This is a genomic window from Pseudomonas bijieensis (assembly GCF_013347965.1).
In the GTDB taxonomy this organism is placed as follows: domain Bacteria; phylum Pseudomonadota; class Gammaproteobacteria; order Pseudomonadales; family Pseudomonadaceae; genus Aquipseudomonas; species Aquipseudomonas bijieensis.
Genome location: NZ_CP048810.1, coordinates 3,783,285 through 3,801,994, shown reverse-complemented (window position 1 = coordinate 3,801,994; position 18,710 = coordinate 3,783,285). Strand labels below are relative to the sequence as shown.

Annotated in this window: 20 protein-coding genes, 1 tRNA gene and 1 pseudogene; 8 read left to right on the top strand and 14 right to left on the bottom strand. The window is 59.9% G+C overall.

The annotated features are described in order from the left end of the window. Window positions 1-161 precede the first annotated feature (161 nt). The 4 genes from GN234_RS16635 to GN234_RS16620 are packed head-to-tail and all read left to right on the top strand — an operon-like array spanning window position 162 to window position 2,365. Complete coding sequence (locus GN234_RS16635) at window positions 162-908, top strand: 2OG-Fe dioxygenase family protein (RefSeq protein ID WP_109751953.1); 747 nt, start codon at window positions 162-164, stop codon at window positions 906-908. Window positions 909-921: 13 nt separating this feature from the next. Beyond that, a complete protein-coding gene (locus GN234_RS16630; RefSeq protein ID WP_176688789.1) occupies window positions 922-1,359 on the top strand; it encodes a GNAT family N-acetyltransferase in 438 nt (145 codons plus the stop codon). Continuing rightward, the gene (locus GN234_RS16625; protein ID WP_109751954.1) at window positions 1,356-2,069 is read left to right on the top strand and encodes an AzlC family ABC transporter permease; all 714 of its coding nucleotides are present in this window, start codon (window positions 1,356-1,358) and stop codon (window positions 2,067-2,069) included. Before GN234_RS16630 ends, GN234_RS16625 begins: the two co-directional genes overlap by 4 nt. Beyond that, window positions 2,048-2,365, top strand: coding sequence for an AzlD domain-containing protein (locus GN234_RS16620; protein ID WP_109751955.1), 318 nt, complete (start codon window positions 2,048-2,050; stop codon window positions 2,363-2,365). Before GN234_RS16625 ends, GN234_RS16620 begins: the two co-directional genes overlap by 22 nt. On the opposite strand, the gene GN234_RS16615 is transcribed toward GN234_RS16620, so the two are convergent. Then, the gene (locus GN234_RS16615; RefSeq protein WP_109751956.1) at window positions 2,282-3,208 is read right to left on the bottom strand and encodes a LysR family transcriptional regulator; all 927 of its coding nucleotides are present in this window, start codon (window positions 3,206-3,208) and stop codon (window positions 2,282-2,284) included. The genes GN234_RS16620 and GN234_RS16615 overlap by 84 nt on opposite strands. Window positions 3,209-3,500: 292 nt before the next feature. Here GN234_RS16615 and GN234_RS16610 point away from each other — a divergent pair, with 292 nt between their 5' ends. Together GN234_RS16610 and GN234_RS16605 are read left to right on the top strand one after the other, a co-directional pair. After that, window positions 3,501-3,911, top strand: a complete 411-nt coding sequence (locus GN234_RS16610) for an MbcA/ParS/Xre antitoxin family protein (protein ID WP_109751957.1) — start codon at window positions 3,501-3,503, stop codon at window positions 3,909-3,911. After that, window positions 3,911-4,588, top strand: a complete 678-nt coding sequence (locus GN234_RS16605; protein ID WP_109751958.1) for an RES family NAD+ phosphorylase — start codon at window positions 3,911-3,913, stop codon at window positions 4,586-4,588. The genes GN234_RS16610 and GN234_RS16605 overlap by 1 nt, the downstream gene beginning before the upstream one ends. A 138-nt stretch (window positions 4,589-4,726) precedes the next feature. On the opposite strand, the gene GN234_RS16600 is transcribed toward GN234_RS16605, so the two are convergent. Both GN234_RS16600 and GN234_RS16595 read right to left on the bottom strand, forming a co-directional pair. Continuing rightward, window positions 4,727-6,334: a methyl-accepting chemotaxis protein gene (locus GN234_RS16600; protein ID WP_116833954.1), complete on the bottom strand. Its 1,608-nt coding sequence runs from the start codon at window positions 6,332-6,334 to the stop codon at window positions 4,727-4,729. A gap of 283 nt (window positions 6,335-6,617) precedes the next feature. Further along, window positions 6,618-6,896, bottom strand: a complete 279-nt coding sequence (locus GN234_RS16595; RefSeq protein WP_163855718.1) for a DUF3077 domain-containing protein — start codon at window positions 6,894-6,896, stop codon at window positions 6,618-6,620. A 479-nt stretch (window positions 6,897-7,375) separates the two neighbouring features. Here GN234_RS16595 and GN234_RS16590 point away from each other — a divergent pair. Beyond that, window positions 7,376-7,702: pseudogene (locus GN234_RS16590) on the top strand (BRCT domain-containing protein); the annotation flags it as partial. 179 nt (window positions 7,703-7,881) lie between these two features. On the opposite strand, the gene GN234_RS16585 reads toward GN234_RS16590, so the two are convergent. The 7 genes from GN234_RS16585 to GN234_RS16555 form a co-directional block, all read right to left on the bottom strand. Continuing rightward, a tRNA-Thr gene (locus GN234_RS16585) sits at window positions 7,882-7,957 on the bottom strand. 54 nt (window positions 7,958-8,011) lie between these two features. Continuing rightward, the gene (locus tag GN234_RS16580; RefSeq protein WP_176688788.1) at window positions 8,012-8,857 is read right to left on the bottom strand and encodes an FkbM family methyltransferase; all 846 of its coding nucleotides are present in this window, start codon (window positions 8,855-8,857) and stop codon (window positions 8,012-8,014) included. 310 nt (window positions 8,858-9,167) lie between these two features. Next, a complete protein-coding gene (locus GN234_RS16575; protein ID WP_176688787.1) occupies window positions 9,168-10,421 on the bottom strand; it encodes a methyltransferase in 1,254 nt (417 codons plus the stop codon). Beyond that, complete coding sequence (locus GN234_RS16570; RefSeq protein WP_109751965.1) at window positions 10,402-11,091, bottom strand: ABC transporter permease; 690 nt, start codon at window positions 11,089-11,091, stop codon at window positions 10,402-10,404. Before GN234_RS16570 ends, GN234_RS16575 begins: the two co-directional genes overlap by 20 nt. After that, window positions 11,088-11,783, bottom strand: a complete 696-nt coding sequence (locus tag GN234_RS16565) for an ABC transporter permease (protein ID WP_109751966.1) — start codon at window positions 11,781-11,783, stop codon at window positions 11,088-11,090. Before GN234_RS16565 ends, GN234_RS16570 begins: the two co-directional genes overlap by 4 nt. Window positions 11,784-11,861: 78 nt before the next feature. After that, on the bottom strand, window positions 11,862-12,611 hold the full coding sequence (locus tag GN234_RS16560) for an ABC transporter substrate-binding protein (protein ID WP_109751967.1): 750 nt from the start codon (window positions 12,609-12,611) through the stop codon (window positions 11,862-11,864). 13 nt (window positions 12,612-12,624) lie between these two features. After that, on the bottom strand, window positions 12,625-13,398 hold the full coding sequence (locus GN234_RS16555) for an ABC transporter ATP-binding protein (protein WP_116833958.1): 774 nt from the start codon (window positions 13,396-13,398) through the stop codon (window positions 12,625-12,627). Window positions 13,399-13,777: 379 nt separating this feature from the next. Between GN234_RS16555 and GN234_RS16550 the strand changes: the two genes are divergently transcribed. After that, the gene (locus tag GN234_RS16550; protein ID WP_109751968.1) at window positions 13,778-14,215 is read left to right on the top strand and encodes a carboxypeptidase regulatory-like domain-containing protein; all 438 of its coding nucleotides are present in this window, start codon (window positions 13,778-13,780) and stop codon (window positions 14,213-14,215) included. 9 nt (window positions 14,216-14,224) lie between these two features. On the opposite strand, the gene GN234_RS16545 is transcribed toward GN234_RS16550, so the two are convergent. The 4 genes from GN234_RS16545 to GN234_RS16530 all read right to left on the bottom strand — a co-directional run bounded on the left by GN234_RS16545 (window position 14,225) and on the right by GN234_RS16530 (window position 18,698). Next, window positions 14,225-14,671 (bottom strand): hypothetical protein, encoded by a 447-nt coding sequence (locus tag GN234_RS16545; RefSeq protein ID WP_109751969.1) that lies wholly within the window; start codon window positions 14,669-14,671, stop codon window positions 14,225-14,227. Between the two features lie 40 nt (window positions 14,672-14,711). Further along, on the bottom strand, window positions 14,712-16,946 hold the full coding sequence (locus tag GN234_RS16540) for an ATP-binding protein (protein ID WP_176688786.1): 2,235 nt from the start codon (window positions 16,944-16,946) through the stop codon (window positions 14,712-14,714). Then, entirely contained in the window at window positions 16,943-17,548 is a 606-nt protein-coding gene (locus GN234_RS16535) for a biliverdin-producing heme oxygenase (protein ID WP_109751971.1), read from the bottom strand. The genes GN234_RS16540 and GN234_RS16535 overlap by 4 nt, the downstream gene beginning before the upstream one ends. Before the next feature lie 100 nt (window positions 17,549-17,648). Further along, window positions 17,649-18,698, bottom strand: a complete 1,050-nt coding sequence (locus GN234_RS16530) for a PDDEXK nuclease domain-containing protein (RefSeq protein WP_176688785.1) — start codon at window positions 18,696-18,698, stop codon at window positions 17,649-17,651. Window positions 18,699-18,710: the final 12 nt, after the last annotated feature.

Genomic DNA, 18,710 nt, shown 5'->3' with positions numbered 1-18,710 from the left:
AAAAGTCGCAAAAAACGCGCGTTTCCCCGAGGAAAAGTCGTACTAATGAAACTTCAACCGCCGTTTCAAGCACGGCTTGAAGTGCCTCAAATACTTTCTCATGGACGTAAATCCTGCACCTACTAGATTAGGCCGCTCAATGCAGTGGAGACCTATGAAAAATGATCGTTCTGAACAGGGAAGTGGGCGAAGCGCTAAGACGTGACAAATACGTCAACGTTCGCGGTGGGGACTTCAACCTCTACGGTCATTTCGGCGATTTTGTCCGGCTGACCAAAAGCTGGGAAAACATGGAACCCGACAGCTACTACGGCCAGGCCGAGTCAGGCATGCGTTTTCGCCGCTACAGCGACTTCGAATACAACCCGACGACTCGTGAGCTCACGCAGCTCGAACACCGGGCCTACATCCAGTCCAAGGCTAACAACAGCTATGTCGGCGGCCTGGAGCGGCACTTCCAGGACTTTTCCAACGAAGTGATCAACTCGCCGGTGATGCGCAGCCTGATCGACACGGACTTCGAGGTCTACAAGAACGTCCTGCCGCAGGAACTGCACGATGAAATCTGGCAGTGCCAGATCCACCAGATCCGCATCGAGATCAAGCCAGGTAAACAGCTGGAAATCACACCCGAAGGAATCCACTGCGACGGGTATCCGTTCAGCGGCGTGCACTTCTGGGGCCGCCATAATGTGGCGGGCGCCGAAAGCCGTTTGTACACGGCCCAGGAAGAACAACTGGCGGCGATTACCTACGAGGACATCCTCGACACCACGTTCTTCCTCGATCGCGATATGCGCCATTACGTGACGCCGGCCCGCAATGTTCACGCCCATGAAATGGCGTTCCGGCAAATCCTGGCCATTTCCTTCTCGCGGCCCGGGACCGCTTTCGACATTGTTCGCTGAACGGCTCGAACCCATGGACGATTCGGTGCAGCAGGTCCTGTTGCGCCGGGCCCAGGTCAGGGACGCGGAACGACTGGAGCAGTTTTTTCGCGGATTCAACGAAGTGTCGTTCTGCGAATGGCAGGATGCTCGATTTTTGCGGGGGGTGTTGTTGCAGGACACCACCACCGCCTACCTGGCGGTCGATGCCAGTGGTGAAGTGGTCGGTGCTGTGATTGGGGGCATGCTCGGCACCCGCGGCACGATCAATCACCTGGCCGTCAGTCCGGCACATCGTACCCGAGGCCTGGGCCAGCGCCTGGTGGAAGCGGCCTCGGCCGACATGAAACGGGTCGGCGTGCTGCGCATGTTCCTTTTCGTCGACGATGCTAATCTGGCCGGCAAGCGCTTCTGGGCTGCCCAGGGGTTCTGTGAGCCTCGGGGTGAAATCACCTTCGAGAGGGATTTATGAACAAGACTTCCAGCCAGCCGCTGGCGGTCGAACCACAAGCCTCGCGTACCTTCGCTGAAGCCAGTCCGGTGGTAGCGGGTTATTTCACGGTTTCGTTTGTGTTCGGTCTGATGGCGGTCAACGCCGGGCTGCCCCTGTGGTTGCCAGTAGCGATGTGCCTGTTCGTTTACGCGGGCGCTTCGCAATTCGCCGCGCTGGCGTTGATTTCCAGCGGTGCGTCGCTGACCACCATCGTGCTTACCACGTTCCTGATCAATGCCCGGCACATGTTGATGTCGGTCTACATGGCCAAGGCCCTGCGTGCATTGGGGCTCAGCCGTTTCGAGCGCTGGTGTTACGCGGCTGGGCTGACGGACGAGTCGTTCGCGTTCCATAGCGTCAAGCTTGGCAGTGGGGCACCGGTCAGCGTGCGCTACCTGGTCGGCTTCAACCTGTTCTGCCACACCTCCTGGGTGCTCGGCGGCTTGCTGGGGGCCGTTTGCGCGCAGTACGCGGCGCACCTCATCAAGTACAAGCTCGACTATGCCCTGACCGCGATGATGCTCTACGTGCTGGTTTCGTTGTGCAACACCCGCAACAAACTGATCGCGGCCCTGGCGGCTGTCGTCTGCATGGGAGGGCTGAGCCTGCTGGGCAGCTCGCCATTCAACGTCTTCATTGCCACGTTCGTTGGCTGCGGGGTGGGCGTATGCCTGACCAAACGTTCCTGATCCTGGTCGTGGCCCTGATGATGGCCGTGACTTTCCTGCCACGCGCCTTGCCACTGCAGGTCAATACCGAGCACTGGCCGCCCTTCGTTGCCCGAGCCTTGGAATACCTGCCAGTGGCGATCGTCGCTGCCATCAGCCTGACCCCCTTGTTGATCAAGGATCAGCAGATACAACTCGACCGCCCTGAGTTTTATGCAGCGATTCCGACGTTGTTATGTGCGTATTTCAGCCGCAACCTGTTTCTCAGCGTGGCGGTGGGCACGGCGGCGTACATCGCGCTCGGTTCGTTCCTGTAGCGTCAGGTCCACCACATCGTGCAGCGCCTGGCCCGACAACTCCGGATTGTTCACCGCCAGGCGGACTTCAAGGAAATCCTCGAAGTCCGGGAAAATCGCCAAGCCATTGCGCAGCGCCGCTTCCCGGGACACCAGCCCCAGGCCGTCGAGCTGGGTGATCAACGACAACGTCAGTGTTTCACTGCAGGAGTACACCATTCGCTGGCTCGACCCGTACTCACCCAGGCCTGCGTCGAGAAAACGCAGGAAGCTTTGGGAATACGGGCATTCTTCTGCCGGACGCACCTGAAACTTGTCACCGAGCAAGCCAAGGGAGTCGTCTTCGTCGCCGCAATGGGCGCCGACCACCTGCACCTGCACATCCGGCATGGTGATGCTGGAAAAACCGCCCTGTTGCTGCCCGATCAGGATCGCCAGGTCAAAATCTTCATTCCTGAGCTTGCTCAGGTTCTCCATCGACTCGGCATAGCTGAATTCCAGCTGATACTGGGGAAACACAGCGATCAACCGGTCGATCATCCGCCGGTTGAATTCCGCTGGCAGGGTGGTATTGAGTGCCACTCTGAGCGTGCGCTGTCGCGGTGTCTTGAGCGCCGCGACTTTCTCCTCCAACTGTCGGGTGGCAACCAGCACCTGATCCATGAAGGGGGTCAGTTCCGAGCCCTGGCTCGTCAAGGTCAGGCCTTTGTTCGAGCGCCGGAACAACCGGAAACCGAACTGTTCCTCGACCTTGTTCAACTGCGCCGCCAACGCCTGCACCGTGAGGCACGAATGTTCGGCCGCTGCCGACAAGGAGCCGGTCTGCACGATGCGCATGAGGTTGCGTAGGGTTCTGCTATCCATGAGGTAATGCCCTCTGCTTAAGTGGGCTCGCTATTGTTGTGCACCTGGTCCGGGCCAGGCAGTGCATGCTGGCTATCATCAAGCACCTTGCCACGCTTGTCGCGATTTTGTGCCGAAAAGCGCCGGCAAGCGATGGTTGGAGCTTATGCGGGATTTAGGGATTTTGCCCAGTCGATGCTGGCAGGATCGGTCGGCGGGGAACGCTTTAATTCACTTGCGAATAAAAACTTAAAAATAATCCATATCTGTACTATCCTCTAAGCACCACCCCGCGACAAAGGAGCCTAGACCCATGGCGACTCCCTCCATCAACCTCAATGCACAGCAACAACTGGACTCCCCGGGCGCGGGTCGAGTCGCGTTGAAGTTTTTCTTCAACCTCATGGAGCTCTGGGGCTGCAGTGTCGAGCAGCAGCGCATATTGCTGGGCAAGGTGGGAAACACGACCTTCTACAAATACAAACAGTTGCCGGAAAACGTGAAGCTGCCTCGCGATACGCTGGAGCGTATCTCTTACCTCATGGGTATTCACAAGGCGCTGAGCATCATCTTCAGCAATAGCCGGGACCGTGCCTATCAGTGGGTCAGCAGCCCGAATACCGCGGCACCGTTCAACGGCCAGTCGGCGCTGTCCTACATGCTGACCGGGCGGGTGGTGGACATCGCCGATGTGCGGCGATATCTCGACGGAGTGCGCGGTTGATGATGCCACCCTTGGCGGACCCGCAATGGAAACGGGCCTATCGGATCGTCAACAGCAGCTTCCCACCGATTTCGCTGTTTGAAGACGTACTCGACCCTGAAGACCTGCCCACGGCCTACGCTCTGGAGGCGCTGACCAATGACCGGCTGATGGAACAGGCTGGCGTGCTGTCCCGGGTCCGCCCCGAGGACCGCGTTTCGGGGCCCGGTTCCTCGCCGGTGATGGCGGCGTTTACCCACATCGGCAAAAGCAGCCGCTTCAGCGACGGCACCTTCGGTGTCTACTACGCCGCCAGCAGCCAGGAAGCCGCCATCGCTGAAACCTGCTACCACCAGGCACGATTCCTCGGCGCGACCAACGAGCCAGACCTGGAGTTGACCATGCGTACCTACGTCAACAAGGTCGTCAAACCCTTGCACGACATCCGCCACGACTACCCCCACCTTCACGACCCGGACCCTACTGCCTACGGCCCGTCCCAAGTGTTCGCCCGGCAACTGCGGGAAACCTTGTCGTGGGGGCTGCTGTACAACAGCGTGCGCCTGCCCGGCCACGAATGCGTGGCGGCGTTTCGCCCACCGGCGGTATCGATTCCGGTGCAGGGCAAGCATATTCGGTACGTCTGGAGTGCCCAGAAGCGGGAGATTTCGTTTGTGTTTGAGGTGAGTCAGGTGTGAGCCAGGGGTTTTGCAGTGTTTATGGCTGGGCAATCATTATTGCCCAGCCATAATTTTCAATAATTCGCGATTATTGAAAGCAGAGGATGTTGTGCCGCCCGCGGGAGCAAGCACTCTCGCCACAACAGTGTCGATTGATCAGATCTTGAACTGCTGCACCGAAGCCTGCATCGATCCCGCCGCATGGTTCAATTGATCCGCCGTTTGCGTCAGGGTGTGAATCGAGCGGGTGTTCTCGCGGGACTGCTCGGCAATCGACTCTACCCGCTGGGCCATCTCGTCACTGGCCTTGGATTGCTCGGCAATGGTCTGGGAAATTTCCTCCACCACTTCGGCGGCATGCCGGGCGCCAGTGCGGATTTCGCTGATGGACACCCCGGCCTGCTGGGCCAGGTTGACGCCTTCGTCCACGCGGCTGACGCAAGCCTGCATGTTCGCCACCGCATCCCGGGCGCTGGACTGGATGCGCTCGATCATCGCGGTGATTTCCTGGGTCGACTGGGTCGTGCGCGCCGCCAGGTTACGTACTTCATCGGCCACCACCGCGAAACCACGGCCCGCCTCACCGGCGCGGGCGGCTTCGATGGCGGCGTTGAGGGCCAGCAAGTTGGTCTGCTCGGCGATGCTCTTGATCACTTGGATGATGGAGTGAATGTCCTCGGACGATGCATCCAGCGCCGTGATTTTGCTGGATGACTGGTTGACCACCTCGGCGATCCGGTTCATGCCTTCCACCACCCCGAGAATCACCTGGCCACCGCTGCTCGCCAGTTGTTCGGACTGCGCCGAAATCGTCCGGGCGCTGTCGGCGTGCTGATGGATCTGACTGATGTTCGCCATCATCTGCTCCATGCTGGCCGCCATGCTGGTCGCGCTCTGGGCCTGTTGATCGGCACTGGACACGATCTGCCGCGCCGTATCGCCCAGATTGCGGGAGGTGCCGTGTAACTCATCGCTCTGGCCGCGAATCGTGGCGATCATCTGCCGCAGATTAGTCTGCATCTGCTCGATCACACCTTGCAACTGGCCCAGCTCATCCTTGCTTTGCGCGCCCATGGAGCGCTGCAAATCCCCCTGGGAAATTGCCTGGGTGTTGAGGATGATCTTGTTCAGCGGTGTGAGCACGGCCTTGAGCAGGCTCCACGACAACAGCGCCAGCGCCACGCAAGTGGCCAGCAAGGTCGCGATCAGCCAGCGCTCCGAGCTTTGAATGCTGCCGTCCTGATGCTCGCGGGATGTCTGCGCCTGGTTTTCGATCAGCTCGCTCACCGCCTCGTTGCGCTCTTCCAGAGCCGAAAACGCCCCGTCGAACTCCGCCCGCAGCGCATGGCCGTCCTGGGCACCACTGAGTGCCTTGCCAATGATTTGCTTGGCTTTGTCGATGTAGGTTTCGACTTGTGGCTTGAGCTCGGCAATCGCCTTGGCGACATCCGCCGGCAACTTGGCCTCGGCGTTTTCGGCGATGACCTTGCGCATGCGCTGCGTATGCTCATCGAATGCCTCCGTCACCTCCTTGGCCGCCTGGGCATCCCCCTGTGTCACCAGCAAAGCGGCCAACACATCGGCCCGAATGGCGTCATGCATCATGTCCGCCTCCATGTGCTTGCGCATGGCCGAAATACTGGTCTCGTTCTGCACCAGGGCCTCGGTCATGGAGTGATAACCCCACAGCCCGATACCGCCAAGCAACAGCGCAAAAGAAAGACTGACCAACCCCGAGCCTATGACCTTGGTGCGGATCTTCATCGCTTACTGCTCCTGGAGCGGAGGAATTCTGGGAAAGTGTAGTCGAGTGCCGGCCGAGCCTTGGGTCAGGCGATGCTCTTATCTGAGGCTATCGGCGGGGGGAATGATTTGATGAATATGCTTCAAATTGTTTGGGCCAGGGACAGTGAACCTGTGACGAGAGAATTATCCCCGATGGCTGCGAAGCCGCCCTCCTTGTAACCTGCGCCCCGTTCTCGCGGCGCTGCGACAGATCAAAACCCAATGCTGCCCACCTCCGTGAGCAGCATGGCGCCAACGACGGTTAAGCCGGATTACTCCCCGGCGCCTCCAGCACCTTCACCACATCATCGATGACGGCTTTGCTCATATCCTGCAAATAACACGACGCCCAGGCATACCGATCCGTGCCGCGAATCATCGCCGCGTCCTCGGCCAGAACCTTGGCGACGTGGAGCAGGTCGGAGGCATGGGACAGGGCTTCGCCGATGGGGATGCCGCTGTTGACGCGGAATAGCGGGCGGTCGGAGTGGTAGGAGAAGGGGGTTAGGCCTGGGGTTTTGAGGTCTTTGGGATGGGTCATTGCGCACCTCCTCTTGCCAATTGGCGGCGGACGGCGACTAGCAAAGCGATAAAGCGAGACAGCAGCAGATCCATGGCGTGCATCGATAAACTCCCATATCAAATGAGAGCTGCCACGTTCGTTCTCAGGCGAATGGGTGGCAGTTGTGCGCAGGCTGAGAAACCGGAGATACAGGAACCCGGCAGACCCGAAGGTCTCCCACGCACAGCTGCCATTGCACGGAATGCGGACATAAAAAAACGCCGCAAACGTGGTTCGGGCGCTGTGGCGCCTGCATCTTACTCGGGTTCTCAGGCCCGGTCGCTGAATTGGCAGCGACAGTTGGAGAGTAGCGGGCGATTGGGGGGGCGCAATCGTGGCGCGATGCTGGCGGGGTTAGAAATTGTGTGTGCGGGATTAACGCACCTGTGACCACCGGTACGAAGTAAGGTCGGACAGAGGGCTTTTCTGGAATGGACATCGAGAGGCCAAAGGTCGGTGGTGCTGGTGCCGTTGCGCCTACAGATCTTCCATTCAACTCGCCGGCCCCTGATTTGGTGTGGGGTGGTCGGATGTTTGTGTTTACGGGTGTCATGGCCTTTGGGCCGCGCAAAGATTGTCAGGCATTGGTCGAGGAGCGGGGTGGTTTAATTGGGGGCGGTGTGAGTAAGAAGGTGCATTACTTGGTGGTCGGCAGCGTGGGTAATGAGCAGTGGCGCCACAGCACGTACGGAACGAAGATCATGAAGGCAGTGGAGCTGCGGGAGGCGGGCGCTTCGATTGCCATTGTGGGTGAGGACCACTGGCAAAAGATGCTGTTTGGTTGAGGTCGCTTCGTTCGTTGTGTTCTAAGAAAGGCAACCCTTCGTCCGGCCGGTGGATTGTCGGTGGGTTTGACGGCCTCATCGCGAGCAGGCTCGCTCCCACAGGTTTCAGCGTGTGGATGAAAAGTGGACGTTCCAGAAACAACAAAGCCCTCGCATTTCTGCGAGGGCTTCGTTTTGTATGGTGCCGGCACCAGGAGTCGAACCCGGGACCTACTGATTACAAGTCAGTTGCTCTACCAACTGAGCTATACCGGCGTGTGGGCGACGATTATAGCGATTGGGTGCGTTCTGTAAACCCCTGAATTCTGACTATTTTTGCGCAGGTCCGGCTTGGGCGCGGTGCAGCAGCGTGCGCAGTTTGTTCAGGGCTCGCCAGGTGCGGCTGTTTTGGATGGCGTGGAGCTGGGCTTCGGCCTGTTCGGCGCGTTGTAGGGCGGCGCTGAGTTGTTGGTCGGTATCGCTGAGGGGGTGGCTGAATTTGTGGCCTTTGCAGAGTTGGAAGCCGTCGAGGTTGCACGGGGGGATGTCGAAGGCGGGCTTGAGGGCCAGGTGTTCTTCGGCGAGGTAGTAAGTGTTGATGCCGTCGAACAGGATGGATTGGTAGCCGGCGTCGGTCACCAGGTTTTCCCAGGTCTGGTCGCGGGCCCATGGGGTTTCGATGAGGATGATCCAGGGGCGCCAGCGGCTGAAGTCCATGCCGCGCAGCACGGTTTCTTCGTGGCCTTCGACGTCGATTTTCAGGAAGTGGATGGGGCGGTCCTGGGCGTATTGCTCGCAGATGGAGGCCAATGTGCGGGACTGGACGGTCTGGTTGCGCACGTCCATGCCGGCGTCGCGGTGTTGCTGGGCGACGCTGGCTTCCACTGTGGATAAGCCGGTGTCGGCGATGGTGTAGAAGGTCAGGCTTTCGGCGTTTTCACCGGCCACGCATTGCAGGTTGATGTCGTGGGGGCGTTGTTGGCAGAGGGCGTCGTAGTAGGCCGGTACCGGTTCGATGTTGATGCCGCGCCAGCCGCGGTCGTAAAACGCTCGGGTGACCGAATCATCGGTCGGGTGATTGGCGCCGACGTCGAGGTAAAAGCCGTTTTCCACCGATTGAAGGGCGCGCCACAGGCGTATGTCTTCGAAGTTTTGTGCGTAGGAAATGAACGTCACGGCCAGTCCTTGAGTGTGTCGGCATTGTGTCAATCACGATACGTTGGACTGTTGTATAGCACGGGCGCGGTGGACGCAATTACTGGCGCGGGGCAGCACTGAATTCGGCGGTTATGTCGTTTTGCTTGGGCGCTTATGCACAACGGGCAGGAGGAGGCGAAGGGCATCTTGCGATTTTGTGACCGCTTTCGCGTTTCGTCGCAAATGCCTGTTTTCATGGTTTTTTATCCATGTGAACAAAAAATGACCAGCCTTGATTCGGTCAGGAAATCGCGGATTTCTTGGATCCAGGTTTATTTCATCAACAGAGTTATCCACAGGCTGTTTCGGCGTCGTAACGTTCTGCCAACAACATCAGATTGCGTGGCGTCAGCGGCGTATCGCAGAAGGTGCCAAGGCGCACGTCGTAGCCTTCTTGGGTAAGGAAAAGCGCTCGGTCCAGCACCAGCCAAAGCTCCAGTGGTCGCCGGAACAGGCCACGCAGCAACTCCAGATTGCGCACTTCGGCCAAGCGCTGATGGCCCGCTGCTTCCAAGGCGACCCAGTCAGGCGTGCCGACTGTGGATAAGTCTTTCAGGGATGCCAGATCGATGCAGTATTGGGCGAAAGACTTTTCCAACCAAACGGTGGGCAGTGACGGCGTGGGCAGATAGTCGTCGCATCCTCTGATTTGCCGTTGCAGCAAATCGAAGCCCAGGCGCCAGGCCATGGAGTGGTCCCGTTGTCTTCTGACGCGTGCGCCAGCGGTGACGGTTTCGGTCAGGGGCAGGCTGAGATCGTCGAGCGACAGCTGTAGGGCAGAGCCCTTGGCGGCGTCGGATAGCGCTTGATAGCGTTCGGTGTTGATGCGGTTGTAACAGCACGGCGCGATAGCCAGTTGTGCACAGCCAACGGCGCTGGCCAGGTGCATCAAGCGAACATGCAGGTCTCCGCAGGCGTGCAGGGCCACGGGGGTGTGTTCGGGGTGGAGCGCCTGGGTGGCGTCCGCCGCTAGCACGTCTTGTTGCAGGTGCGTGGCGGGCAGGCGATGGCGCAGGCTCAGTTGTTGGCCGCTGGCGACCAGTGCAGGGTCGTATTCCAGGCAGGTCAGTTGCTGTTTGTCGTGCAGCAGGCGTCGACCGAGATGGCCTTTGCCGGCGCACCAATCCAGCCAGTGGGTCGGCTGGGTGGTGAAGTGCAGACGGCTGGCGAAGGCTTCGATCTGCTGCCATTTGCGCCCGGGCACGTCGACGTTCAGGCGATGGCTTGGCGCTTCGAGCGTGCTGGCGGGCAATTCTGCGACAGCGCTCAATGTGCGGGAGATTGCGGCCAATTCCGGGAAGGGCGCTGGTGCGCCTTCCATCAACCACGGCTGATGATGGTCGTTTTCCGCAGCTTCCAGCGAACGTTGGCGTAGCCATCGGGCCAATTCCGGGTGGGACGTTTCCCAAGGCAGTTGCAGATAGGTGAACGGACGCGGCTTCCACAGCACTTGGTGCGCCGTGAGAAAAGCGTCCAGCGCCGTGAAGCGGGCGAGCAATGCCTCGCCCGTCAGCACGCCGCTGTCAGCGCCCCTGGCAGGCATCGACGCGCAACCAGCGCTCCAGCTGCTTGAAGCCTTGCACCAGGAAAAAGGACATCAGCAGGTAGAACATGCCGGCGGCGAAAAAAATCTCCACCGGCAGGTAGGTCCGGGCAATGATGGTGCGGGCCATGCCGGTGAGTTCCAGCAGGGTCACGGTACTCGCCAGGGCGCTGGCCTTGAGCATCAGGATCACTTCGTTGCTGTAGGCCGGCAGGCCGATGCGCGCAGCACGGGGCAGCATGATGTAGAACAACGCCTTGGGTCGGGACATGCCCAGGGCCCGCGCGGCTTCGATCTCGCCCTTTGGGATGGCCTGGATGGCGCCGCGCAGGATTTCGGCGATGTAGGCGGCGGTGTGCAGGGTCATGGTGACCGTGGCGCACCAGAACGGATCCCGCAGGTACGGCCACAGCGCGCTGCTGCGCACGGCATCGAACTGTGCCAGGCCGTAGTAGACCAAAAACAGCTGGACCAACAGCGGCGTGCCACGGAAAAAGAAGATGTAGGCGTAGGGCAACGCCCGTACGTACCACAGGCGCGAAGAGCGGGCGATGCCCAGTGGAATCGCCAGCAGCAGCCCGGCGATCACGGCGATGGCTACCAGCTCCAGGGTCAACGTGGCGCCCTGGGCCAGCTTCGGCAGCCACTTGATGATGACGTCCCAGTTCATTGGGTGCTCCTGGTAAAGCCACGGGCGGCGCGTCGTTCCAGCAAGTGCATGCCGATCATGGCGAACACCGTCAGGCCCAGGTACATGAAGGCTGCGACCATATAGAAGGTGAACGGTTGCTTGGACACGGTCACGCCGATTTGCGCATGACGCATGATTTCTTCCAGGCCGATCACCGAGACCAGCGCGGTGTCCTTCATCAGGATCATGAACAGGTTGCCCAGGCCGGGCAGGGCGATGCGCCACATCTGCGGCATGATCAACCGGGTGAAGATCCGCCACTTCGACAGGCCCAGGGCGACGCCGGCCTCGCGGTGGCCCTTGGGAATCGCCAGGATCGCGCCGCGAAACACTTCCGTGGCGTAGGCGCCAAAGCACAGGCCCAGGGCAATGACCCCGGCGGCGAAGGCGTTGAGGGCAAGGTCGGGATTGCCGAAGTACTCACCCAAGGCACGCATCAGGTTAACGGTGCCGAAATAGATCAATAGCACCCAGAGTAATTCCGGGATGCCGCGAACCAGTGTTGAATAAGTGCCACCAAGCCATTGCAGCGGCTTGTATGGCGAGGTCTTGGCCAGGGCACCGAGCAAGCCGAGCACCAGCCCCAGGCAGAGGGCCGTGAGCGCCAACTTGACGGTCATCAGCGCGCCAGCGGCGAGCGCCGGGCCGAATCCGTAGAGATCGATCATCATGGGTAAGAATTCATATCGCGGCAGGCTTTGGCTGAGGGCCGGCGCTGCCAGGAGCAGCGTCGGCCAGGCGCGTCGGCATCAATAGATGCTGAACGGGAAGTACTTGTCGTTGATCTTTTTATAGGTGCCGTCAGCAACAATTTCTTTCAGTGCTGCGTTCAGTCGGTCACGCAGTGGATCGCCCTTGCGCACGGCGATGGCGATCTTGTCGCCCTCTACCACCGGGTCACCTTTGAATTCGTAGGCACGGCCAGCGTCGGTTTTCAGCCAGTCGTAGTTCACGTATTTGTCTGCCAGGATCCCGTCGAGACGGCCGGAGGTCAGGTCCAGGTAGGCGTTTTCCTGGGTGTCGTAGAGTTTCAGCTCGACGCCTTCCATGTTGTCTTCCATCCAGGTGCCGGCGAGCGTGGAGCGCTGTGCCCCGATGACCTTACCTTGGAGAGACGCTTTATCGATTTTGAAATCGACGTTTTTCGGTGCGATGAATTGCAGTTTGTTGGAGTAGTACGGGTCGGTGAAGTCCACGGCCTGCTTGCGTTCTTCGTTGACTGACAGTGAAGAAATCAGGAAGTCGAACTTCTTGGCGTTCAGGGCCGGGATGATGCCGTCCCAGTCGGAAGTGATTACTTCGCACTCGACTTTCATCTTGGCGCACAGGGCGTCGCCGATGTCTTTATCGAACCCCACGACCTGGCCGCTGGCGTCCTTGTTGTTGAACGGCGGATAGGCCGCCTCGATGCCCATCTTCAGTTTGTCGGCCGCCATGGCGCTGGCCGAGAAAACCAGGCTGGCCGCTGCGGCCAGGAGGAATTTCTTGTAGGTCTGCATGTGTACTGCTCCGTTAGCGGTTGCTGGACATGAATTGTTTGCAGCGCGCCGAAAGCGGGTTCTCGAAGACCTGCTGTGGCGATCCTTGCTCTTCGACCAGGCCTTGATGAAGGAACACGACTTCGCTGGAAACCTGACGGGCGAACCCCATTTCGTGGGTCACCAACAGCATGGTGCGGCCTTCTTCGGCCAAGGCGCGGATCACACTAAGTACTTCCTGGACCATTTCCGGGTCAAGGGCGGAAGTGGGTTCGTCGAACAGAATCACCTTGGGCTGCATGGCCAAGGTGCGGGCGATGGCCGCTCGTTGTTGCTGGCCGCCGGACAGTTCGGCCGGGTAGGCATGGCGCTTGTCGGCGATGCCAACCTTGGCCAGCAGGGCTTCGGCGACTTCGACGGCTTCGGCCTTGCTTTGGCCAAGCACTCGGCGCGGGGCTTCGATGATGTTATCGAGCACGCTCATGTGCGGCCAAAGGTTAAAGTTTTGAAACACAAACCCGATCTCGCTACGCATGCGGTTGATCTGCTTGCCGTCGGCGGCCATCAGTTCACCGTTTTTCGCGGCCTTGAGCTTGAGCTCTTCGCCGGCCACCAGAATCTGGCCCTGGTTGGGGTTTTCCAGCAGATTGATGCAGCGCAGGAACGTGGACTTGCCGGATCCGGAGGAACCCAGGATCGAGATCACGTCGCCGTCGCGGGCGGTCAGCGAGACGCCCTTGAGCACCTCCAGCTGTCCGTAGCGTTTGTGCAGGTTGCGGATTTCAAGCGCGGGCGTGGCCTGGGCCATGTGCGGTCCTCATGATGTGTGCTCCCTTGCTGTTGGCGGCCTTCCTTGGCGAGGCGGCCAAGCTAGCATGCGTCCGAATGGCAGCCAACAGCGCTACGGGCGGTAAACCGGTGATGTGCGGCAGGTTGTCGCATCGGCACAGCAGTCTGTCGCGCCATCAACAACCGAACGGCCGTTTGAACCTTGTTTACCGGTGAAAAGTCCGGGGAGTCGCGTAAAAAAAGGCGCGATGGTGCCAGCTTTGGGCGGGGGTTGGAAGGGTTAACCGGATGAGCGTGCTATTCCAATCCGCAGTCGGCCCAACTTCCAATCGATCTAAACCGGAATGGTCCTGAATCCATCAAATGAGATGGCTTTCCCAGAACCAGGAGTTGCCGCCATGAAATTCCTTTACTGTCTTATCGCCATCGGTGCACTGCTATTTCCCATCACGCCCAACGCCACCAACCTGGCTCCAATAGACAGCGCAGGCGTGCAAGTCCAACCGTTACAGCAGAACGGCATCACCTATCTATCCGGCGGTATCGGCGAGGATGAAGCCCACGCCATCGGCCAGGCCCAGGGCTATAACCTGCACATGACATTCGCGATTGGCGTGGAAAACAAATACATCCCGGATGTGGATGTCACCGTCCAGAACGCGTCGGGGCAAACGCTGCTGACGCTGGATGACGCGGGACCGCTGGTTTACGTGCAGTTGCCGCCGGGCAAGTACACGGTGGTGGCGACGCGCAACGGCGAGGCGCGGCACGACACCGCCCAGGTAGGCAGTGGCGCCCCACGCAGCCTGGTGTTCCATTGGAACGGTGACGAATAGCCAGCCGGCTTACTCGCTGGCGGGCTCTTCCATGGACTGGCGATAACGGTCCAGCGCTTGGCTGAAATCCTCGATGAACTCCGGGGTGCTGAGCCAGCGCTGGGCCGTCTCGCGATCCATGTCATCGACCCACATGCGGTAGTCCACCAGCATGTCGGCGGCCAGGTTGGTGGCTGCCATGCTTTCGTTTTCGGCGTTTTTCAGGTCGAGCAGGCCTGGGCGTTCGATGATCATTACGCTCAGGGACGTGAGCAGCGTATCGAGCATTTCACTGCGGCTGACGGCTTCGGCTTCGCGCAGCTTGGCGAACAGTTCCAGCACGTAGACCGGTGGTTGGGCGGTGGCGTGTGCCGGGTCGCCATACATCGGGATCGATTTGCGCCCGGTCATGCGGATCTGCTTGGCTTTGTCTTTGGCGCGCTTGGCGCGTTTCTGCTGTTTGTTCAGTGAGGCCATTGGGCTTCGGTTTCCAATTCATTAGGGGGCGGCGCCCGGTTCAGTCGATTTTTGGCACGGTAAAGCGAAATTCGCTGCCCTGGCCTGGCTGGCTTTCGGCGTGCAGTTTACCGCCATGGGCCAGGACAATCCCCTTGGAAATGTACAACCCCAATCCGGTGCCGTTGGGGTTGCCTTCCTTGGTCGTCCAGTAGCGCTCGAAAACATGAGGCAGCTGTTCTGGCGCAATACCTTCACCGGTGTCGCGCACGCTGAATACAATCTCGTTGCCAACGGACATCGCGCTGATGCCCACGGAGCCCTGTTGTGGTGTGAACTTGATGGCATTGCCAATCAGGTTGGACAGCACCTGGAACAACCGCTCGGGATCGGCGCTGATCCTCAGGTTGGGTTCGGCATGGAAGGACATGTCGATGGCCTTGGCAGTGGCCAGCGGCGTCAGCAGCGAGCAGGCGTCGTCGAAGATCTGACTGACATCCATCGGCTGGGGATTGATGGTGTAGCGTCCGGCGTCGATGCGCGAGGTGTCGAGCAGGTCTTCCAGCAGCGTGTTCATGCGGCTGGTGGCCTGTTGCATGGTGTCGATGGCGGAAGAAATTCGCTTGGAACTGTGGGAGCCGTCGGAGCTGAAGGCCTTTTGCATCATGCCGCAGAGCATGGAAATGACCGTCATCGGGCTGCGCAGGTCATGGGACACCACGGCCACCAGTTCGTCGCGCGCCTGCACGGCTTGGCGCTCCTTGCGTACCTGGCGGGCCAGGTCGTTTTCCAGGGCCGAGCGCCGCAGGTCGTTGGCGGCGAACAGCTCGCCATGGGTCCATTTGGTGCTGATGCCGGCCATTTCGACTTTCCAGATCTCGAAAGACGTCCGGGGTCGCAGGCGCAGGCCGGTCTCGCTGTTTTCCAGGTCCAGGGGCTTTTGCGGGTCACCGCTCCATTGCAGGGTTTGCTTCACCTCGGGACGGAACCACAGCACACCGTTTTCCACCGGCTTGGGCAGGTGGATCGCCAGCACCCCGCTCGCTACGTCCTGATAAGCCTGGGCAGGCGCGAAGACGCTGCTCAGGTTGTGGTGGGAGAACACCGGCTTGTCGGTTTCCAGAATCCATTTGTGCAGCTCGCGGATCTGCTCCGGTTCCGGGCATTGGCCGTGGCGGTGCAGCTTGTTGTCTTCGAAAATCGCGACGCCGCTGGCCCCGGTCAGGTCCATGAGGCGTTGTGGCTCATTGGACAGGCCGTCGAACACGTTATCGCTGGACTCGGCCATGACCGCGGCGAGGACCTTGAGGTCTTCCAGCTTGGCGTCCCTCTGCCGGGTCAGCTCCAGGGCCTGCATGGCGCTGATCTGCAACGACAGCACCTGGCCGATGGTCTGGCAGGCCATGCGCATTTCATGGGGAACAAGCAGCGGTTGGCGATTGCCGCAACTGATCAGCCCCCACAGGCGCTCGCCTTCCATCAGCGAGATGCTCATGGAGGACAGCACGCCCATGTTTTTCATGTATTGGCGGTGGATCGGCGAGACGCTGCGCAACGTGGCAAAACTCAGGTCCAGCGGCGCCTGGGTGTCGGGCCGCAGTTCCGGGACCAGCGGTACCGGCGCGTAGTCGGCATTGGGAATGATCCGCAGCCAGTTGGTGCGATACAGCTCGCGGGCCTGTTCGGGAATATCCGACGCCGGGAAAAACAGGCCTTTGTAGAGTTCCATCGACGGCGCGCTGGCCTCGGCAATCACCTGACCGTGGCCTTCTTCCTCGAAGCGGTAGATCAGCACCCGGTCGTAACCGGTCATGGCCTGGATTTCCCGCACGCTGATTTCGTACAGTGCCTGAAGGGTCTTCGCACTTTGCAGACGTTGCAGCATACGCCCCATGTTCGCCTCGCCGCTGACGCCTTCGGGGCGATAGTCGCTCAGGTGCTGTTCCAGTTCGACGATCAGGGCGCCCTGGTGGCGATGTACCAGGGCATCAAAACGCTGCTGGTTCACGACAATGGCCACGGGCACGCTGTCGCTTTCCGGGGCGGCGCGACAGGCGATGAGGATCGCCTCGGCCTGTTCCAGCCCCAGCAGTGCGTCGAGTGTCTGGCCCAACAGCCTGTGGGGATCTTGCCCCATCAACTGCAACGCGTTGGCGCTGACCTCACGGATCACGAAATCGGGCTCGGACAGCATCAACAACACGCCGTGAGGCTGGATGGCCCCAGGAAAGCGAATCGGTTCGTCTGCGCAATTGGCCAGCAGTTCGTCGAAGGCTTCCTGGTTTTCCGGGGTCATAACAGTACCTTTTGGCTGTCCAGCCAGTGTTCAAAATGAGAGAACGTCGCCTTGGCGGCGCGTGTGACTTCGAACACCTGGGCCTCGCCAAGGTTCCTGTCGTCCAGGTATTGAAGGAAATCCTTCCAGCGTCGACCGGTGAGTTCGCCATACACATTGAGAAAGGCCGCGCCGCTGGAGGCATCAAGGCCGAGCTGCTCGGCAACCCTGCGCCGCAGGATCTGCCCGCCGAGGGTCGCACCTTCCAGCACGTAGGAAACGCCGAGGGCGGCGGCTCGGGAGTCGATTCGTGGCAGCGCCTGGCAGGTGGGCAATGCCTCGATAGCGGCTTCATCCAGGCCCAGTGCCTTGAGGTCGGCTCGCAATACCGGCAGTTTGATGCGCAGGGATTGGTCCAGCCCGGTTGGAATCAGCGCCAGCACATGAAGCTGTTGCTCCAGCGGCTGATAAAAACCGTAGTAAGCCGCCATCAGGCGTCGGTACAGATCCAGGTCCAGCTGTTGCGAGAAAAACGGCAGGCGTTTTTCCAGGGCGACGTGCAGTTCAGCGGTTTCGGTCCGCAATGCCTGAATCAGAGAAGGGTGGGGCGGGGCCGATGACATGCAGGATGACGCTCTTTGATTGAAGCGTTGCTGGAAAAAAAGCGCACCAATCTTACATGGGTTTTTTGAGTGCGCGTCCATCAGATCGGCTCTCATTTCTTCAAGTCGTTGTGCCCGATTGCCCCTCCTCGAGTCGCGCTCGCTCGCGATCCAGCTCTTTGCGCAGCTCTTCTTCCGTGGGGAGCACCAGTTGGTATTGGCTGGCGAACAGTTGTTCATTGCCTTGCAATACGGAGTAACGCACCACTGATTCGTCTTTCCGGGAACAGAGAATGATGCCGACGGTGGGTTTGTCATCAGGACCGCGTTTCAGCTCGTCGTAGAGGCGCACGTACATGTCCATCTGCCCAATGTCCTGATGGCTCAGTTCGCCACGCTTGAGGTCGACGATCACGAAGCACTTGAGCAGGTAGTTATAGAAGACCAGGTCGAGGTAGAAGTCTTTGCTTTCGGTGCTGATGCGTTGCTGACGGGCGATGAAGGCGAAGCCCTTGCCCAGTTCGAGAAGGAAACCCTGTAGCTGGTCGATCAAGGCCTGTTCGAGGTCGGTTTCCAGCAGCATGCCGGTATTGGGCAATCCCAGGAACTCAAGGACCACCGGATCTCTGACGATGTCTCTGGGACCGAAATCCAGTTTCTCAAGATTGGCGGCCGCTTCCTGCTCTACCGCAGGCCGGTCGCGGCTTGCCAGGAGACGTTCGTAATAGAACGTGCCGATCTGACGTTCCAGCGCGCGGGTGGACCAGTTTTGGATGGCCACTTCGTTCATGTACCAATGACGGGCGGTGTCGTGTTCTACGCGCAGAAGCGTGCGGTAATGGGTCCAGCTCAATTCGGTACGCACTGCGTTCCAAATTGGGAACTTTTGATAAAAATCTCGCATGTGTCGTAGGTTGCGTTCATCGAATCCCTTCCCGAACCGTGCCGTCAGCACTTTAGCCAGCGATGGCAACAACCGTGCCCCGTAAGCCGCCCGTTCGGCGCCACCCTGTTCGAACTCGATGATATGCCGGCCGATCTGCCAGCAGGTTTGTACCTGGAGCGTATCGACGGCTCGCAGAACCTTCTGGCGTGCCTGGCGAATCAGCTCGCCGAGTTCGTTGATCAAGGGGGCGAGCTGAGGGTCATCTTGGGGCAGCAGTGGCGTCATCGAAGTGTCCAG

What these genes read in the sequence shown, in the direction of transcription:
- GN234_RS16635 (WP_109751953.1), top strand. Translation starts at nt 162, where the DNA reads ATGATCGTTCTGAACAGGGAAGTGGGCGAAGCGCTAAGACGTGACAAA.
- GN234_RS16630 (WP_176688789.1), top strand. Translation starts at nt 922, where the DNA reads ATGGACGATTCGGTGCAGCAGGTCCTGTTGCGCCGGGCCCAGGTCAGG.
- GN234_RS16625 (WP_109751954.1), top strand. Translation starts at nt 1,356, where the DNA reads ATGAACAAGACTTCCAGCCAGCCGCTGGCGGTCGAACCACAAGCCTCG.
- GN234_RS16620 (WP_109751955.1), top strand. Translation starts at nt 2,048, where the DNA reads ATGCCTGACCAAACGTTCCTGATCCTGGTCGTGGCCCTGATGATGGCC.
- GN234_RS16615 (WP_109751956.1), bottom strand. Translation starts at nt 3,208, where the DNA reads ATGGATAGCAGAACCCTACGCAACCTCATGCGCATCGTGCAGACCGGC.
- GN234_RS16610 (WP_109751957.1), top strand. Translation starts at nt 3,501, where the DNA reads ATGGCGACTCCCTCCATCAACCTCAATGCACAGCAACAACTGGACTCC.
- GN234_RS16605 (WP_109751958.1), top strand. Translation starts at nt 3,911, where the DNA reads ATGATGCCACCCTTGGCGGACCCGCAATGGAAACGGGCCTATCGGATC.
- GN234_RS16600 (WP_116833954.1), bottom strand. Translation starts at nt 6,334, where the DNA reads ATGAAGATCCGCACCAAGGTCATAGGCTCGGGGTTGGTCAGTCTTTCT.
- GN234_RS16595 (WP_163855718.1), bottom strand. Translation starts at nt 6,896, where the DNA reads ATGACCCATCCCAAAGACCTCAAAACCCCAGGCCTAACCCCCTTCTCC.
- GN234_RS16575 (WP_176688787.1), bottom strand. Translation starts at nt 10,421, where the DNA reads ATGCCTGCCAGGGGCGCTGACAGCGGCGTGCTGACGGGCGAGGCATTG.
- GN234_RS16570 (WP_109751965.1), bottom strand. Translation starts at nt 11,091, where the DNA reads ATGAACTGGGACGTCATCATCAAGTGGCTGCCGAAGCTGGCCCAGGGC.
- GN234_RS16565 (WP_109751966.1), bottom strand. Translation starts at nt 11,783, where the DNA reads ATGATGATCGATCTCTACGGATTCGGCCCGGCGCTCGCCGCTGGCGCG.
- GN234_RS16560 (WP_109751967.1), bottom strand. Translation starts at nt 12,611, where the DNA reads ATGCAGACCTACAAGAAATTCCTCCTGGCCGCAGCGGCCAGCCTGGTT.
- GN234_RS16555 (WP_116833958.1), bottom strand. Translation starts at nt 13,398, where the DNA reads ATGGCCCAGGCCACGCCCGCGCTTGAAATCCGCAACCTGCACAAACGC.
- GN234_RS16550 (WP_109751968.1), top strand. Translation starts at nt 13,778, where the DNA reads ATGAAATTCCTTTACTGTCTTATCGCCATCGGTGCACTGCTATTTCCC.
- GN234_RS16545 (WP_109751969.1), bottom strand. Translation starts at nt 14,671, where the DNA reads ATGGCCTCACTGAACAAACAGCAGAAACGCGCCAAGCGCGCCAAAGAC.
- GN234_RS16540 (WP_176688786.1), bottom strand. Translation starts at nt 16,946, where the DNA reads ATGACCCCGGAAAACCAGGAAGCCTTCGACGAACTGCTGGCCAATTGC.
- GN234_RS16535 (WP_109751971.1), bottom strand. Translation starts at nt 17,548, where the DNA reads ATGTCATCGGCCCCGCCCCACCCTTCTCTGATTCAGGCATTGCGGACC.
- GN234_RS16530 (WP_176688785.1), bottom strand. Translation starts at nt 18,698, where the DNA reads ATGACGCCACTGCTGCCCCAAGATGACCCTCAGCTCGCCCCCTTGATC.